The sequence below is a fragment of the Legionella stuttgartensis genome, assembly GCF_977063405.2.
This window is the reverse complement of sequence record NZ_CDRUHA020000022.1, coordinates 614,674-630,445: the sequence shown is the minus strand read 5'-3', so window position 1 is coordinate 630,445 and position 15,772 is coordinate 614,674. Positions and strand designations below refer to the sequence as shown.

Here is a 15,772-nt window from a genome sequence, read left to right as displayed (position 1 = left end):
TTCACCAGGCTATATTGAAATAGTTTACGGATCCCAAGGAGAAATTATGTATTGGCTAGCTCATGCCCCAGCTAATATTGCTTTGATCAAATATATGGGAAAAAAGGATGATAGCTCGAATAGTCCTGATAATCCTTCATTGTCCTACACGTTAAATGAACTTAAAAGCACAGTTCGACTTGAAAAAGCAAGTTCGAAAAAAGATATTTGGGAACCATTGATTATACCCGGAGGAATTGACCATTTTGTTCTTTCAGCAGAAGGACAAAAAAGGTTTCTTGACCATCTCGCTCGCATAAAAGCATATTTTAATTATGATGGTGGTTTTTTAGTACAGTCTTGTAATAATTTTCCTCACAGTAGTGGAATGGCCAGTTCTGCTTCAAGCTTCGCCGCCTTAACTCGTTGTGCTGTGATTGCTTTGAGTGAATTAACTACTAAACCCACACCTTCTATTAATGAGCAGGCACAGTTAAGCCGATTAGGCTCAGGCTCATCTTGTCGATCTTTTTATTCTCCCTGGGCTTTATGGGATGATCATGAAGTTAAAGCAGTAGATTTACCTTATCCGGAGTTAATCTATCAAGGTGTAATTATTAGCAATAAGAAGAAGGAAGTTCCCTCCAGTGAAGCACATCAGCGAGTAAAGAGCAGTCCTTTTTATGAAACACGCAGTCAAAGGGCAAGGGAGAACTTAAAGCTTTTATTAGAGGCATTAGTGAGTCAAAATTGGACTTCGGCCTATCAGATCTGCTGGCGTGAATTTCAAGATATGCATCGTTTGTTTAATACATGCGAGCAACCTTTTTCATACATGACGGAAAATTGTATTGATTTATTGCATCACTTAGAGAATTTTTGGCATAAAAAAGGCGATGGTCCTATCGTGACTATGGATGCAGGACCGAATATTCATTTGTTGTATCGTTCTGACCAAGCAGAATTGGCACGTGAATTTAAACGTGATTATTTAATAGGCAATTACGATGTTCTTTGATTTTGAAACCACAACTTTTGGCAAATGGATTTTAGCAGGTGAACATGCTGTAGTACGGGGGCATCCAGCTCTTGTATTTCCGATCAAGGAAAAAAAATTAACGTTAACTTATTCTGCTGCTGCAACTTCTTTAGGGGCTGATTATACGGGAAGTAGTGGTGCAGATATGCAGCTTTTATTTTGGAGTGTGTTAGAACATGGCATGCAATTATTGGGACGCTCTTTAAATCAATTAGGTGGTTATTTTCATTTAGATAGCACAATCCCTGTGGGAGCAGGGATGGGGGCTTCAGCAGCGCTTTGTGTGGCAATGAGTCGTTGGTTTTGTGCGCAAAAAATGATTGAACAAAATCAATGTAATGATTTTGCGAAAGAACTAGAGCACTTGTTCCATGGAAAAAGTAGTGGACTTGATGTGGCAGGAGTTGCTGCAGAGAGCGGGGTTTATTTTAAATCGGGAAAAATTACCCCACTTACGCAAAAAATTCGTCCTCAGTTTTTTTTATCTTCATGTAAGCAAATCGGAATTACATCCCATTGTATACATCAGGTCCAGAATTTATGGACTAATAATCCTACATTATCCGAGCAAATTGATACACAAATGGTTGCCGCAGTTGAGGAAGCTAAAAAAGCTTTAGAACTGGGGGGATCAGATGCAATCTCCTCTTTAGCCCAAGCAATTAATAAAGCAGCGGATTGTTTTTATCAATGGAATTTGGTTAGTGAGAGTTTGCAGCAACATATGAATCGATTAACTGCAGAAGGTGCTCTGGCTGTAAAACCTACAGGTTCTGGGGGAGGGGGATTTGTGCTAAGCCTTTGGGACAAACAGCCACCTGCGTCTCTTGAATTGCTGATTGCTTAATAGAAAATTATCTTAACCGTTCGGGTTATGCTTGAATCTTGGGGAGTTGGATTTGAGTTCAGGTTGCCGGAAAATAATGCTGGGGAAACGTAGCATAAATCAGTATGTGCGGCTATCAGTCTACAAATTGATAATAGACTTCGGTCCCTTTAACCATTCCAAGTTCGTAGCGTGCTTGTTCTTCCAGAGCTTGCTCGCCACCTTTCAATTCTCTAATATCTGCTTCAAGTGCTCGATTACGTGTTGCCAGTTTATTGTTTTCTTGTTCGTGAACGGTCAGTTTTTTTTCAAGATCTTGCCATTGAATCAAATTTCCATCGCCCAGCCACAGCTTATGTTGTAAAACAACTAGGGAAACAATCAAAATTATAAACAAAGAGCGCATAGGGTTTGCTTAATTAAAAGGTATCCTTTAACCATTGTATTACCATATCCCAATGTGTAGCAATATGTGCTTGAGGATTTTTTCACATTGGATATTCAAAAACTTAAAATCAGAGAAAATAGTCAAATTTGGGGCAATAGATTCAGATTCACTAACCCGGGTTCCATTGCATTGAACCCAGGCTACAGGGTAATTTAATCAATCAAAAATGTTTACGTAAAATGTTAAGCTCTTCATTTAATTGATCTATTTTTTCTAATAGTTCTAAAGCAAGTGCTACTCCTGGCAGATTAATTCCCAAGTCTTGATGGAGGCGAAAAGCCGACTCAATTTTGCGAAGATCGTTTGGATTTAATTTCAGATGCTCTTTTTTTGTGGTTTTTGTAGAAAATAAACCGTACTCTACCATTTCATGTAATAATTCTTCAGGTATGTGATATCTTTGACATACTTCATTAAATGATATGGTCATTGTTTCTTCAATAAGCACGCCAATTATTGTATTGTCTTGTTTCATGCTTATACTCCCATTTTGTCACGTGGATTAAAAGGCATTACTTGCTCCATTTTTTTATAGAGCTCTGTAGCGGCTTCAGTAGTTGCTGGCGGGGTAATAATCTTTAAAAGGACGTATTGGTGTCCAGGTGTTGTTCCTGGTAACCCACGATTTTTAAGTCTTAATTTTTGCCCTCCTTGAGAGGCAGGTGGAATTTTTAAATCGATTTTTCCTCCTAAGGTAGGAACGACCACTGTTGCACCTAACGCGGCCTCCCAAGGAGTAATAGGAAGTGTGAGGTAGATGTCACCATCCATTAAATCAAAAAGAGGGTGTTTCTCAATTTGAATGGTTAAATAAATATCACCGCGAGGCCCGCCATGAATTCCTGGAGCTCCTTGTCCTGCAAGGCGAATTTGTTGACCTGATTTTACTCCTGGAGGTATTTTCACTTTTAAGGTTTGCATGGAGGCTTTTGATTCGTGGGTAGGAATCTGAATGTTTGTGACAGTTCCTTTAAATGCATCTTCCAGGCTGATATTTATTTTTCCATGATAATCTTGTCCAGCCATCGGTTGTTGGCGATAGCGAGAATGACCGAAAAGATTTTCGAATAAGTCCTCATTAAATTGGCCACTGTAATAATGTTGGGCTTCTTCAGGACGCCAATGTGTCGATCCTTCTTGCTGGTGATACGCTTTGTTTTTTCGATAATTATCATATTCAGCTTTTTTTACTGGGTCTCTTAAAACCTCGTATGCTTCCCCCATTTCTTTAAAGTGCTCTTCTGCATTTGGCTCTTTACTTATATCAGGATGGTATTTCCGAGCCAATTTTCGATATGCCATCTTAATGTCTTTCTCAGAGGCATCCTCACTTACTCCCATTATTTTGTAATAGTCTTTATCCATGTTTTTATACTCAATTTAAAAATCATTTATTTTTGTAACACATATCTTCCCGGAGCGTCAGGTAATGTTTTATCTATTTTAGGTGGTAAGCTCATACCACTACTCGATTGTCTCACTAGCCAGTCATGCCAGGCAATCCACCATGAACCTTTTCGCGATTGGGCAATTTCGAGCCAATGTTCAGGAGAAATATATGTTTCTTCTTTTTTTTGCTCACGAATTAGATAACTCCGTCCCGAATGCCCTGGTTCACTAACTATACCTGCATTATGACCTCCATTCGTAAGAACAAAAGTAATATCTTCTCGTTTAATCAGCGAATGAGTTTTATAAACAGATTTCCAAGGACTCACATGGTCTTTCTCAGTACTGACTACGAATGCAGGCAGTCTGATATTTTCTGGGGCTATATGCTTGCCTTCAATCGTATATTGGCCTTCAGAGAACTCATTCTTGAGAAATAATTTTTCAAGATATTCGCTGTGCATTTTATAAGGCATACGGGTTGTATCTGCGTTCCAAGCAAGTAAGGCGATCATTCCTCTCTGTGTTCCATGCATGTAGTCTTGTACCATTTTAGACCAAATAAGGTCATAGGAGCGCAGCATTTGAAAACTTCCGGCCATGAGTTTGGTATCTAAATAACCTTGCTCCCACATAATATTTTCCAAAAAAGAAACCTGACTGTTATTAATGAACAGTAATAACTCACCTGCCTCAGTAAAATCTCCCTGAGCCGCAAGGAGCGAAAGACTTTTCAGGCGATCGTCACGGTCTTTAGCCATAGTTGCAGCGGTAATCATAGCTAAAGTGCCGCCAATGCAATACCCCATTAAATGAATTTTTGTGTCAGGTATGATGGTTGATATCTTATCAATTGCAGCCATAGCTCCTTGGCGATAATAATCATCAAGAGCTAAATTTCTGTCTTCAGAAGAAGGATTGAGCCAGGAAACAATGAATACCGTGTGACCTTGTTGAACCAGCCAATTCACTAATGAGTTTTCCGGAAGAAGATCAAGAATATAATATTTCATAATCCAGGCAGGAAGGATTAATAAAGGTTCTTTATAGACTTTTTGAGTTTGCGCTTCATATTGAATGAGCTCAATCAAATGGTTTTTAAATACTACCTTACCCTTTGTTACCGCTACTTGCTTCCCTGGAATAAAGTGTTCAACTCCGGCTGGAGGAGTGCCGGTTAATTTCTCAACCAGGTCTTGTAGGCCTAATTGTGTTCCACGAATTAGATTTTCTCCATAGGAATTTAGTGTTTCTTGCAATAAATCAGGATTGGTCCAAACAAAATTGGAAGGGGATAGTGCATCTAGGAGTTGCTTTATTGTGAATGACATAATTCGTCGATTGGGTTCATTTAATCCTGGAATTTCACTTGCAGCTTTTAAAGACCACTCTTCAATTTGTAAAAATTGTTCCGCCCATAAACGCCATGGATAGAGACTCCAGTTGTCTGTATGAAATCGCACATCATTACCCTTGCCCGGTTTATCGTGATTTATGAGGCGTTCAGTAAAATCAGAGAAATTCAGTAAAGGATAAAGGTTTAATTTTAAGAAAGTCCCAGGGGCTTGTAACAGTTGGACTCCCCATGAAAAATATGAGGTTGCTATGGAAGCAGGACTGATGCTTGCAGTAAATTTTCCCAGATTGGCTTGATAATACTTATCCATTAAATTAAAAAAGTCATATGCAATATCGGAAGATTTCTCTTTGGAGTCTGGGCCTGCAATTCGTCCTTTTATTTCTTTTATTTTTTGTGATGGTTTCATTTTTTTCGAAACAACCTTTGCCATTTTTTTCATGGTTTCAGTTCTTATCACCGTTATTGTTATGAAATAGTATAGTCTCTTGGATATTTATTTGTATATTAATCAGTTAAAGTACATACTATCCACATGCTTGTGGATGAAGTCATGAGTTGTATTCCTGTAATTCAGGACTCTTTTCTAGGTTGACTTAGTTTAGTTTGAGCTACGGTTTCTTATTGCTGAGAACTGTAGATAGATATTAACAACTACATGAAGTATCCCAGTACCGTTTGAATTTATTTTGGAGACCTTTATGCAAAAGTACGTACTAAATATCCTGGTTGTTTTTGTTTTATTTTCATTGATTGGTTGTCAGTCGAACCAGGCAACATCTAATATATTTAGGTCGTTTACACCGATGGCTACTCCAGGAGCAGATTTAACACAAAGCGTGCAGGAAGCTTTAATGCGAAATGATGATCTGGCTGTGTCCCAAGTGCATGTTCAAACAAGGCAAGATGTTGTGATTCTTTCTGGATATGTTAAAAAAATTAGGCTCAGTGATACCGCTGAACAAATAGCGCGTCAGGTACCAGGCGTACGTGGTGTAGAAAATCATATAATTGTCCGACAATAGACCCTTAAAGCGCTCCATTTGTACTATATTTATAAAATAGGTTAAGTATATTCAAATGGAGAATAACATGGCTGACCTAATCCATAATGCCTTGCCAGTACCAAAGCGAAAAATTATTTTTATCCACCCAGAAGATTCTGTAAGAAAAAGTATTGATATGATGACGGAATATGATATCGGTGCATTGGTTGTAGTAGATAACGACAATCAATTAATAGGTATAGTAAGCGAGCGCGACATAGTGCGTTCTTGCTTGCACAAATGCATTGATCTTGATACAGGAAAAGTTGCCGATGTGGTGCATAGAGATATTACTATACTTAGCCCTAATGATGTTGTAGAAAAAGCAATGCAAGCTATGACTGCAACTAAAAGAAGGCATGTGTTAATTCGTGATGAGAATGGTGAATTTGTTGCTATTTTATCAATAGGTGATTTGCTTTATCATCTATTGGAAGATAAGGCTCGTGTGATAGAGCAATTAGAAAATTATATTCATACCTATTAAAAGAGTTTTTTAGGATGATATAGTATCCTTTTTAATGCACTTATGAATCCTATGAAAACTGCTTTCAAATTGCTGCTAACGTTCTTCATTTTTCAAGCGACGGTGTGGGCTGCTGAATTATCGCCCACATGGTATTCCAAGACAGATAATAAGGTGATCATCAATGTAGAAATGTTTCTATCGACCACCTGTCCCCATTGTCAGAAGGCTGATGCATTTTTCCATGAAATGGAAACAAAATATCCGGATCTGCATATTCAACGATATTATATTGATCAGGATAAAGATTCATTAGGTCGTTTTTATCAATTATTAAGCGCACAGCAGATGGATGATTTTGCTGTTCCATCTATCTTTATTTGTAATTCGCGTTGGGTTGGTTTTGATTCAGCTGAAACTACTGGCAAAGATTTATTGCAAGCGATTAATTATTGTAAGAAGCAAATTGAACATAAAGGTGAATTAACTCTTGAAACGGTTAATACTCTGCGTCATTTGGCCAATGCAAACCGATTTATTACGGGATTGGTAGAGAAACCGTCAAGACTTCAATTTACAACCACAATTGCGTTTATGGATTCTTTTACTCCATGTGCATTTTTTTGTTTTGCGGGATTTCTTGCTTTTCTTTTAATCGAGACTCAGAGGAAAAAACAACTGATTGCAGCACTTTTATATGCCTCTTCTGTGGCAATAGTCCATTATTTTCAACAAGTTTATCCCAGTACTTTTTTTGAATTGTTGCCTTGGATGCATATTCCTGCGGTATTCTTGGGTTTAATGACGATTTATTTTGTTGGGCAATATTATAAAAAACAGTATTCTAAAACTTTGTATTTTTCATTGGCTTTTTTATTAGGGCTGATCACTACAATTTATCAGCAAACCTGTGTGATGAATTGGTCTACAATTTTTGAACAATGGCTGAATGATCAGCATTTACCCAGTTGGCAAGCTAGTTTGTATCAATTGCTGTATCAAGGAGTATACATACTCCCTCTAATCTTGATTCTACTTATTTATTTTCTCTTGTGTAAGATCAATCGCTTTGCCGCATTAAGAACAAAGTTAGCTACTATTGGTCTTTTATTTTTACTTGCTATTGCTGTAAGTTTAGTGGTGTATCCCTTTGTATTGTCTAATTTGGGAGTCTCAATTGTGCTTTTATTTATCTTGATGATTGTTGGTAACTTTTTAAATTTGACTTGATCTTACTTTGATGATTTGGGATCATCATCTCTCTTTGTTTGTAATTGCTCAGCGTTCATTAAATGTGTACTCGGATGGTTGGATTTGCTCGCAAGATGCGTGAAATACGACCGTTCGCTGGAAAAGCCGAGCACTTACCCTTGTTTTTCAGGTGATAACATGAGCAAGCCCATTAATATTCCCGTTGTTGTAGAGAGCGGAAAAAAATATAAAACATCTCATGGCGTGACAGCAATTAAAGATGGCGTAAAACCAACAGGGCTAGCCTATGAGCGTTTACCTAAACCTAAATGGCTGCGTGTAGTGAATCATACTACCCCTGAATACCATCAAGTAAAAGAGCAGGTACAAAAACACCGTTTGGCGACAGTTTGCGAGGAGGCAAAATGTCCTAATATTTCTGAATGTTGGTCGCATGGTACTGCTACGATTATGTTAATGGGAGCTGTATGTACTCGTGCATGTCGTTTTTGCGCAGTAGATACTGGTAATCCTCATGGTTGGTTGGATTTGCAAGAACCAGAAAATACAGCCAATACAGTAGCCTTAATGAATTTAGATTATGTCGTTTTAACTTCAGTAAACAGAGATGATTTATCTGATGGTGGCGCAAATCATTATGCACAAACTATTCGTGCAATTAAACAACGCTCTCCAAAAACTAAAGTAGAAGCATTAACCCCTGATTTTCAAGGTGTAGAAAAAGTTATTGCCGTATTATTGGATAGTGGCGTTGATGTATTTGCACAAAATGTTGAAACGGTCGAACGTTTGACGCATCCAGTACGTGACAATAGAGCCGGGTATGCGCAAACATTAAACGTTCTTGCATTTGCCAAACGCTATAGACCGGACGTTTTGACTAAAACTAGCTTGATGTTGGGTTTAGGTGAAACGGATGAGGAAATTATCCAAACAATGGATGACTTGCGTGCCCATAATGTGGATATTCTTACCCTTGGACAATATTTGCAACCCACAAGAAACCATTTACCCATCGCGCGTTATGTGACTCCCGAAACCTTTGCTGAACTCAGACAGATCGGATTAAAAAAAGGCTTTTTTGAAGTTGCTTCAGGACCTTTAGTTCGCTCAAGTTATCGAGCAGATAGAATATTTAAACAAGATAATTTAGGTTTGGATAATTAATTATTTATAACCCGGGTGAGCTAAACCCGGGAAATAATTTCTCCCAGGTTCAATTTAATCAATAAAGTTTATCCCTTTACAACTTAATGGACAGAGAGCTAGTGCTTATCGTTTCATCTTGACGTAGTTGATGTTCATTCAATTGATGTTGTATAAAGCTGACAACTTTATCAGCAATCGCTTGACTATAAGCTGTTACTTTCTTCTCCTCTTTAGGATTCTTGAGTTTAACTTCTGCTAAGCCAACCGCTAGTTTATCAGCCCAGTCTTTGCATATGTAAAAGTTATCATCCACTTTTGACAGTTGAGCGACATATTGGCTATGAGTTTTATTAAATACTTTATAGATTTGATTTATCGTTTCGATGGTAACTTTGTTAACAATCTCAGGTATTAGTTCATTTTTACGACTGCTCGTTATTTGTTGGTCTAATAGAGTGTGTATTAATGTTTTAAAGGAATGAAAATTCATGATCTCAGGTGCATTAACACTTAATAAGGAATTTAATTGAGTGCTTAATTCAGCATTTGAGTCTTCTACTTTCCCGGACTCAATAATCAATAGAGTAATCGTATTTAATCGTGTACTAATGGCTTCAACGATTTCCTTAGGCTGTTTGAGTACGAACTCGCGGAACGAAGTTATTTCGGGCAAAACTTTTACTTCTTTATCACGAAGTGCAAGAGCAGGAGATAATTCTGGCTTAATTAATATATTGAACTTTATCAGCATTAATTCAGCACGCAAAGTACGGGCTTGCTCTATGGCATAATTGAGTAATGCTGCACCTAACTTCGGTGGTTCTTTAGTTTCAAACTCTGTAGGCTTATTATTGAGAGGAGCATTAAGCATTGCTTCAAGCACTGCATTTTGAAGATAATGAAAAACCAGCTCTCTGTTCACCTGAATATTTTCGTCGGAATACCAATCAGTATAGATTGGATCAAGCATCTTCAATAAAGCGCGGATTTCTTTGATTACTTTGGATTTCAAAGGATAAAGGTAACCATTTTTTTCATACTGCACCATAACATTAAATGACATTGCAGATCTTAAGAATTTCGCTCCTCGTGCTTTTGCATCACTGTTGGTTTTATCTTCGAAGTAATTTTCGTAGGCAACTGTATCACCCCATAAAGCACACGTAGAATGATCATTTTTTATCAATTCATCCAATGTAATATGTGTATAAGCGGGGAGAGTTGTATTGCTTAAGCTTAAGCTGCGTCTGACGGGTTTCGAAGTGGAAGCTCCACCATCCAACATTTTATTTTTTTGTTCCAGGAAAAAAAGACTTTTTTGTCGTGTAATATTGGTTTTAGGGGCAGTGATGGTTTCCTTTACTTCGCAAAGATGATCGACGCTTAGGTATGCCTTGTCAAAAATTTTGACATCTTTAATGAGTATTTCGCCTTTGTCATATGTAATCCCAGGAAATTTTTTAAATAGATCAAAAGACATTTTAGGCATTAATTGAGCTTGGTTGTCCTTTTTTATGCAATAAAGCAAGCATGTGGCTTGGTTGGTTTTTTCATTCAATTCCCAAACAATTGGGTTACCTTCGAATTTAATCTCTGGAAAATAAATCTTCATATGAAATGTACTCTAGTTAAAAAACGCATGGTACGAATTACGTACTTAACAAGCAAGCACATCTTTATATTTTTAAATTAAAACAAGAGATTATATGCGGGTATTTAATATTAAATAAAATACTAGGGGTTGTTTACAATTTAGCCTCACATCTTACGTGCCGCGACTTGTTCGCGACACGTAGAGCGATGGCCCTGGGTACATTAATGAATTTTAATCGATGATATCAATAAGAATGGGCATTTTTGTATCTTAAGCGGATGCCAAGTCTCTGCTAGGCATCTTATAGGGTAGCTTTTTAAATTTGTTTCATTGGATGTTTGCGTACCTTTTAACCTAAAATAACGCCTCTTTTTTTCATTATTTTTTGTAAAATATAGGCGAAAAGATACATGATGATACCCAGCCCCATAGCGCATAAACCGAGAACCAAATAATAGTTTTGATAATAGGGCAGACTTTCTATAGGCGAATGAATTGTATTAGGAATTGCCACCCAGGCTGCAATTCTTCCTGAGATAGCATGTGCTAACGAACTGGCGAGATACCATACCCCCATAGCAAAGGCAATTGAGTTTTTATCACAATAAAGTCCTACCATGCTTAAACCAATTGCACTGACCCATAATTCAGCAATAGAAATGAGAATATAGGTTAAAGCAATATAGTTGCCGTTAATTATTCCAGTAGTAGTGGTAGAAGCAGCGAAGGACATAACTAAAAGAGCAATGCCTGCAAGCGCTGTACCTGCTGCAAATTGATAGGGAATGGTAAAGTGTGGAAATATTTTATAGAACCGCGGTAATTGGCTACCAATAGCTAATATAAGTAATGGATTTAATATTTGATAATGCGCTGGCGAAACGGTTAAACCAAATAAATTATGGTCAGAATTATTTTCAGCAAATAAAATTAAAGTGCTATTCATTTGGTTGTAAATAACAAAAAAAACAACGGCCTCCACGATGAGCAGCAACGCGACCATTTGTTTGTCACGTACAATACCGTGCAGAGTAAGCGTTTTTCTTAAAAACCATACAATTCCGATACCACACCCAGTGGCAATAATTGTGCTGGCGATGTAAACATGGGAATAGGCAAATAAGGTTAGCGTATAAATAGTGGCGATATACGCGATTAAACGAACTATGCCTGATTTGGAAAATTTAGATTGGTCTTTACCCCAAATGACATTTTCATAAATGGAATAGCGCTTTGCAAAATTTAAAGCGGCTATTGATTTTCCTACAAAGGTCAAGGTAAGAATAGAAAGCGGTCCATAACGGCTTTCAAAGAGTAGGGGCGCAATTAAAGTAGCTAATAATGCTCCTACATTAATTGCTATGTAATAGTAAGTCATCGCCGATTTTGCCTTAATAGCATCATCGGAATAAATATGCGAGACCATGCTTGAAGAGGTTCCCATTAAAAGAGAGTTAGTCGCAGGAATAAATGCATATGCGGCAATAAAAAAAGTATCTCCTAGAGAGCTAACGGTGTATCCACTAAGCATAATCAGTAAATAGGCAATGGCTAATAAAATACTTCCAAGAAGTATGGACCTTCTAATTCCTACCACCGTATCTGCCATATACCCACCTAACATGGGCATCAAATAACCCATTGCATGGGCTACGCCAATAAAAGCATAGGCTTTGGCTTGGCTATATCCTAAACCTTGAGACCATACCGGACGGGTTAAAAACAAAACTAAAATGGTGTTTAGTGCATATACAGAGAATTGGCTCCAGAAGGTAATAAATATGATGTTATTGGCTTGTTTTTGTCGGAGAGCCAATTCAGGTAAATAATTCTTCACTTCTTGAGAAATCATTTTTCCTACCCCACTACCCAAAGATAATTACCAGATTATCATTTTCTAGCAAGAACGACATCAATTATGTGAGTATCATGATAAGGAAAAGTGAATATTTTGCTAAACAGGCGCTTAAGTCTTTGAATTAAAAATATTTTTGGCAACATCCTGATGGACAAAGTGTTGAGAAACCACGTTCCTTCAATACCAAAAAGGGCTAATTCATCAATATTATTTAGAGTGATAGGTATTTCTAGACGTTGGTGAGCGATGACTTCAAATTGGTGTTGCTTGAATGCATGCATCAACTCATTATTATTCGCAGCAACAGTGGTGTTTTTTACAATGGACTTGTAATAATGGCCTACAACACTGCTTAAAACGGAGTCCTCTGTAATAAATTCGGCGAGACGTTGCTGAGCGACCGGAAATGAATCATAGGTTGTTGTAATCATAGAAAAATGACCATTTGCTCGGGTTAGTAGTTTGGCCTCGTGAAATAAAACTTTAATCGGAATATAAGCATTAATAAAGTGAGCCAGAATTAAGTCTTGGCTATGAGGTGGTAAGAACTTACTTGCTTGCGCAGCACTACCTTCTATGGTGATAAGCGGTAATTTTTCACGGGCATGCTTTAACATCTCTGCAGAAACATCAATTCCTGTGAATTCTGCCTGCGGCATAATTTGTTCTAGTTTTTTTAGAAATGCACCATCACCAACCCCCAAATCAAGAATTTTATAATGAGGTTTCATTCCCAAATAAAAGTGCTTCATTTGTTCAATTGCTACTTGATGACTCTGGCTAATTGCACCAAAACGATTAGCCATGGCATAGTTTTCAGTGTTGTCGTTGTACATGGCCTTCAAGGACATGCAAAGTTTCCTGTTTAATAATGTTTGGTAAGTATATCCCTAAATGAAGGAAATTTGCGACTGGTGATCAATGAAAAATTAATTAATTCATTTTTTCTGACTTATAAACATTTATTTTTTGAGATTATATTTTAATCTGTTTTTCCCAAAATTGACCATGTTATTTATCCTGGTTTGGAGGCCAAATAGCCTCTCTCCTCAGAATAAATAATTCACAAGTGTAGGTGCTCTTTCTCATCAATTGGGTGATCTTATTGTCTCAAGATGAACAAGAACAAAAATTTTTTGCACGAAACCGGGTAAAAAGAGATAATTTAACCGTTTTCTTAATACTCTGTTAATAATCACAGTGTAAAATTAAATTCGTATAACAAATATTTTTTTGTTTTTAGTCGTTTTTTGGCTATCAAGAATACCATGGATAGCGTTCTGTGGAGGAATAGGTAGCTGCTTTGTTAGGGAGATTTTTATGTTAATTTTGACTCGGCGTATCGGTGAAACCTTAATTATTGGTGATGATGTTAATATTACCGTGTTAGGTGTGAAAGGTAACCAAGTTCGCTTAGGTATTAATGCACCTAAAGATGTATCTGTCCATCGTGAAGAAATTTATTTGCGCATACAACAAGAAAAACAATCAGACGAGTCTGAAGAAGCAGTATAATCGATTTCCTCGCAGTTCATCCAGTTCCGAGCACTTGAAAATGCTCGGGACGAACCCTTAATTTTTCTTTAATCTCCTTCATATTTAATAATTCTTTATCATTGTTCATGAAGCGATGTATCTCCTGATGAGAGAAAATATGTAGTTCCTGCTTCATCTTGCAGTATTAATTGTCCTAGCTGATTAATTCCACAAGCAATTCCAGATAGAGTATCTAAGGATTGAGTTACTTTAATTTTTTTTCCAAACAGATAATCCGATTTATTCCATTCATCCATAAAAGAGTTTAGGTCATGTTGAATAAATTTGGTTAAATAGTGTTCCAAGTTGATAATCAGCTTTGCAATGAGCACATTACGATCAAAATATTGTTTGGTTATTTCATATAATGAACACCAGGGTTTGTCAGGAAGAGGATGGTTTTGTGTATCCGTATTAACATTTAAACCAATACCTATGATGACTTGAATACTACCGTTGGATTCAGCCAATATTTCAATCAAACTACCGCATAACTTTTTGTGAGTCCACAAAATATCATTTGGCCATTTAATTTTGATGTTAGATGAGATATCTAATTCATTAAGTGTTGCCACTATGGCCAAACTGGTTACCAAGCTTAATCCTGAAAGTTTGGTAAAGTCGTAGTTAAGATTCCAACGACTTGAGCAATAAATATTTTCTCCAAATGGTGAGTGCCAGTGACGGCCAAATCGACCTCTCCCTTGGGTTTGAATTTCAGCGCAACAAATATCTACACCATTTGTAGGAGGCAAATCTTTAAGATAACGATTTGTAGAGTCAATGGAAGTCGCAACATGCACATTGAATGGAGTCATTTTTTTTTGTAACGTGAGATGCTCCATAATGTGTTGTTGATTTAATAAAATCAGCGGGCTAGTGAGTTGATATCCTTGATGTCGTATCCTTTTTATAGGGATCCCTGCTTCAATTAACTGATTAATTTGTTTCCATATTGCTGAGCGGGTAATACCTATAGTTGCTCCCAATTCAGAACCACTATGACAGGTTCCATCGCCAAGCAACTGTAATAATGTGAGCTGTGAAGGAGTGAAGTGCATTGATGTAAACCTAAAAAATCAAATTATTATTTTGTTGTAGATGAATAAATCCATGTCTGATTTCTCTTACGGTAGGGTGATGACATAACGCACCACTGCACGCAACTTCAGGCATGAAAGAGCGTAATTGCCAAGTCATATTATGTAAGGGATCATTCACCAATTGTTTGGTTGGCATGGAGATGGGGACACTAAAATTTTTGGTTGGGTAGGAAAGTCCTAAGCCACAGGCTTTAATAAAGGCTTCTTTTTGTGCCCAAACGTGAAAGAAAACAGCGGGTTTTAGAGCAGGGGGTACTTTAATAAACTCTTCATATTCTTGATCAGAAAACAAATTTTTCGCAATTCCTTCATAAGGACGAGCTGAATATTGTTCTATATCTACGCCCATGGGAAAGTTTTTTCCCACTGCAAGGAGTGCCAAATCTCCAGTATGGCTGATATTAAATTGCAACTTTGTAGCATTAATGACCTCGGGCTTCCCGTGAGCATTATAGGTGAACTCCAGTTGTTCCGCTGAAGTATTTAGATAATTTGCTAAGATGATTCTCATAGTTGCTCTGGCAGTAGAGAAACGGCGTTTATGTCTGCTGAAATAAAATCGTTCTGCACGCGCTTGCTCATCCCGATTTAAGAGTTCATATGCATTTTTTAATTCATGAGTTAAAGAAAATTGCCAAAGATCAATTCGAGCTTCGTTTAAGACGCAGTTTTCTGTATTTAAAGGGGTGAATCCAGTAATGATCATATGCTTTGTTTGAATCTGGCATCAATTGTCGGTTAAGGTTATCATATACCATGATATTTAATTC

General features: G+C 37.2%; 16 protein-coding genes. 7 read left to right on the top strand and 9 right to left on the bottom strand.

The window, feature by feature from the left end:
* Positions 1 to 46 precede the first annotated feature (46 nt).
* Both ACWTEW_RS08430 and ACWTEW_RS08425 read left to right on the top strand, forming a co-directional pair.
* A complete protein-coding gene (locus ACWTEW_RS08430; protein WP_454781252.1) occupies positions 47 to 997 on the top strand; it encodes a diphosphomevalonate decarboxylase in 951 nt (316 codons plus the stop codon).
* Entirely contained in the window at positions 987 to 1,865 is an 879-nt protein-coding gene (locus ACWTEW_RS08425; protein WP_454781251.1) for a mevalonate kinase family protein, read from the top strand. The genes ACWTEW_RS08430 and ACWTEW_RS08425 overlap by 11 nt, the downstream gene beginning before the upstream one ends.
* Before the next feature lie 115 nt (positions 1,866 to 1,980).
* On the opposite strand, the gene ftsB is transcribed toward ACWTEW_RS08425, so the two are convergent.
* The 4 genes from ftsB to ACWTEW_RS08405 all read right to left on the bottom strand — a co-directional run bounded on the left by ftsB (position 1,981) and on the right by ACWTEW_RS08405 (position 5,480).
* On the bottom strand, positions 1,981 to 2,250 hold the full coding sequence (ftsB, locus tag ACWTEW_RS08420; RefSeq protein WP_454781250.1) for a cell division protein FtsB: 270 nt from the start codon (positions 2,248 to 2,250) through the stop codon (positions 1,981 to 1,983).
* A gap of 202 nt (positions 2,251 to 2,452) precedes the next feature.
* Positions 2,453 to 2,767: a chaperone modulator CbpM gene (locus ACWTEW_RS08415; RefSeq protein WP_454781249.1), complete on the bottom strand. Its 315-nt coding sequence runs from the start codon at positions 2,765 to 2,767 to the stop codon at positions 2,453 to 2,455.
* Positions 2,768 to 2,769: 2 nt separating this feature from the next.
* The gene (locus tag ACWTEW_RS08410; RefSeq protein WP_454781248.1) at positions 2,770 to 3,657 is read right to left on the bottom strand and encodes a DnaJ C-terminal domain-containing protein; all 888 of its coding nucleotides are present in this window, start codon (positions 3,655 to 3,657) and stop codon (positions 2,770 to 2,772) included.
* A gap of 26 nt (positions 3,658 to 3,683) precedes the next feature.
* On the bottom strand, positions 3,684 to 5,480 hold the full coding sequence (locus tag ACWTEW_RS08405) for a PHA/PHB synthase family protein (RefSeq protein ID WP_454781247.1): 1,797 nt from the start codon (positions 5,478 to 5,480) through the stop codon (positions 3,684 to 3,686).
* A gap of 259 nt (positions 5,481 to 5,739) precedes the next feature.
* Here ACWTEW_RS08405 and ACWTEW_RS08400 point away from each other — a divergent pair, with 259 nt between their 5' ends.
* The 4 genes from ACWTEW_RS08400 (at position 5,740) to lipA (ending at position 8,929) form a co-directional block, all read left to right on the top strand.
* Positions 5,740 to 6,063 (top strand): BON domain-containing protein, encoded by a 324-nt coding sequence (locus tag ACWTEW_RS08400; RefSeq protein WP_454781246.1) that lies wholly within the window; start codon positions 5,740 to 5,742, stop codon positions 6,061 to 6,063.
* Between the two features lie 67 nt (positions 6,064 to 6,130).
* Positions 6,131 to 6,571 (top strand): CBS domain-containing protein, encoded by a 441-nt coding sequence (locus ACWTEW_RS08395; protein WP_454781245.1) that lies wholly within the window; start codon positions 6,131 to 6,133, stop codon positions 6,569 to 6,571.
* Between the two features lie 51 nt (positions 6,572 to 6,622).
* Positions 6,623 to 7,780 (top strand): glutaredoxin family protein, encoded by a 1,158-nt coding sequence (locus ACWTEW_RS08390; RefSeq protein ID WP_454781244.1) that lies wholly within the window; start codon positions 6,623 to 6,625, stop codon positions 7,778 to 7,780.
* Between the two features lie 159 nt (positions 7,781 to 7,939).
* The gene (gene lipA, locus ACWTEW_RS08385) at positions 7,940 to 8,929 is read left to right on the top strand and encodes a lipoyl synthase (RefSeq protein WP_454781243.1); all 990 of its coding nucleotides are present in this window, start codon (positions 7,940 to 7,942) and stop codon (positions 8,927 to 8,929) included.
* A 76-nt stretch (positions 8,930 to 9,005) separates the two neighbouring features.
* Here lipA and ACWTEW_RS08380 read toward each other — a convergent pair whose 3' ends face one another.
* The 3 genes from ACWTEW_RS08380 to ACWTEW_RS08370 form a co-directional block, all read right to left on the bottom strand.
* Positions 9,006 to 10,523, bottom strand: a complete 1,518-nt coding sequence (locus ACWTEW_RS08380) for a hypothetical protein (RefSeq protein ID WP_454781242.1) — start codon at positions 10,521 to 10,523, stop codon at positions 9,006 to 9,008.
* 331 nt (positions 10,524 to 10,854) lie between these two features.
* A complete protein-coding gene (locus ACWTEW_RS08375) occupies positions 10,855 to 12,357 on the bottom strand; it encodes a peptide MFS transporter (protein ID WP_454781241.1) in 1,503 nt (500 codons plus the stop codon).
* A gap of 38 nt (positions 12,358 to 12,395) precedes the next feature.
* Positions 12,396 to 13,214 (bottom strand): class I SAM-dependent methyltransferase, encoded by an 819-nt coding sequence (locus ACWTEW_RS08370; protein WP_454781240.1) that lies wholly within the window; start codon positions 13,212 to 13,214, stop codon positions 12,396 to 12,398.
* Positions 13,215 to 13,683: 469 nt separating this feature from the next.
* Here ACWTEW_RS08370 and csrA point away from each other — a divergent pair, with 469 nt between their 5' ends.
* Positions 13,684 to 13,878 (top strand): carbon storage regulator CsrA, encoded by a 195-nt coding sequence (gene csrA, locus ACWTEW_RS08365; RefSeq protein ID WP_010654169.1) that lies wholly within the window; start codon positions 13,684 to 13,686, stop codon positions 13,876 to 13,878.
* A 98-nt stretch (positions 13,879 to 13,976) separates the two neighbouring features.
* On the opposite strand, the gene ACWTEW_RS08360 is transcribed toward csrA, so the two are convergent.
* A complete protein-coding gene (locus ACWTEW_RS08360; RefSeq protein WP_454781239.1) occupies positions 13,977 to 14,960 on the bottom strand; it encodes a biotin--[acetyl-CoA-carboxylase] ligase in 984 nt (327 codons plus the stop codon).
* A 10-nt stretch (positions 14,961 to 14,970) separates the two neighbouring features.
* A complete protein-coding gene (locus ACWTEW_RS08355) occupies positions 14,971 to 15,708 on the bottom strand; it encodes a 4'-phosphopantetheinyl transferase family protein (RefSeq protein WP_454781238.1) in 738 nt (245 codons plus the stop codon).
* Positions 15,709 to 15,772 lie beyond the last annotated feature (64 nt).

Excerpts from the sequence above, each read along its gene's own strand:
- ftsB (WP_454781250.1), bottom strand. The coding sequence starts at position 2,250 with ATGCGCTCTTTGTTTATAATTTTGATTGTTTCCCTAGTTGTTTTACAA.
- ACWTEW_RS08395 (WP_454781245.1), top strand. The coding sequence starts at position 6,131 with ATGGCTGACCTAATCCATAATGCCTTGCCAGTACCAAAGCGAAAAATT.
- ACWTEW_RS08355 (WP_454781238.1), bottom strand. The coding sequence starts at position 15,708 with ATGATCATTACTGGATTCACCCCTTTAAATACAGAAAACTGCGTCTTA.
- ACWTEW_RS08360 (WP_454781239.1), bottom strand. The coding sequence starts at position 14,960 with ATGCACTTCACTCCTTCACAGCTCACATTATTACAGTTGCTTGGCGAT.
- ACWTEW_RS08415 (WP_454781249.1), bottom strand. The coding sequence starts at position 2,767 with ATGAAACAAGACAATACAATAATTGGCGTGCTTATTGAAGAAACAATG.
- ACWTEW_RS08375 (WP_454781241.1), bottom strand. The coding sequence starts at position 12,357 with ATGATTTCTCAAGAAGTGAAGAATTATTTACCTGAATTGGCTCTCCGA.
- ACWTEW_RS08370 (WP_454781240.1), bottom strand. The coding sequence starts at position 13,214 with ATGTCCTTGAAGGCCATGTACAACGACAACACTGAAAACTATGCCATG.
- ACWTEW_RS08380 (WP_454781242.1), bottom strand. The coding sequence starts at position 10,523 with ATGAAGATTTATTTTCCAGAGATTAAATTCGAAGGTAACCCAATTGTT.
- ACWTEW_RS08430 (WP_454781252.1), top strand. The coding sequence starts at position 47 with ATGTATTGGCTAGCTCATGCCCCAGCTAATATTGCTTTGATCAAATAT.
- ACWTEW_RS08410 (WP_454781248.1), bottom strand. The coding sequence starts at position 3,657 with ATGGATAAAGACTATTACAAAATAATGGGAGTAAGTGAGGATGCCTCT.
- ACWTEW_RS08390 (WP_454781244.1), top strand. The coding sequence starts at position 6,623 with ATGAAAACTGCTTTCAAATTGCTGCTAACGTTCTTCATTTTTCAAGCG.
- lipA (WP_454781243.1), top strand. The coding sequence starts at position 7,940 with ATGAGCAAGCCCATTAATATTCCCGTTGTTGTAGAGAGCGGAAAAAAA.
- ACWTEW_RS08405 (WP_454781247.1), bottom strand. The coding sequence starts at position 5,480 with ATGAAAAAAATGGCAAAGGTTGTTTCGAAAAAAATGAAACCATCACAA.
- ACWTEW_RS08425 (WP_454781251.1), top strand. The coding sequence starts at position 987 with ATGTTCTTTGATTTTGAAACCACAACTTTTGGCAAATGGATTTTAGCA.
- ACWTEW_RS08400 (WP_454781246.1), top strand. The coding sequence starts at position 5,740 with ATGCAAAAGTACGTACTAAATATCCTGGTTGTTTTTGTTTTATTTTCA.
- csrA (WP_010654169.1), top strand. The coding sequence starts at position 13,684 with ATGTTAATTTTGACTCGGCGTATCGGTGAAACCTTAATTATTGGTGAT.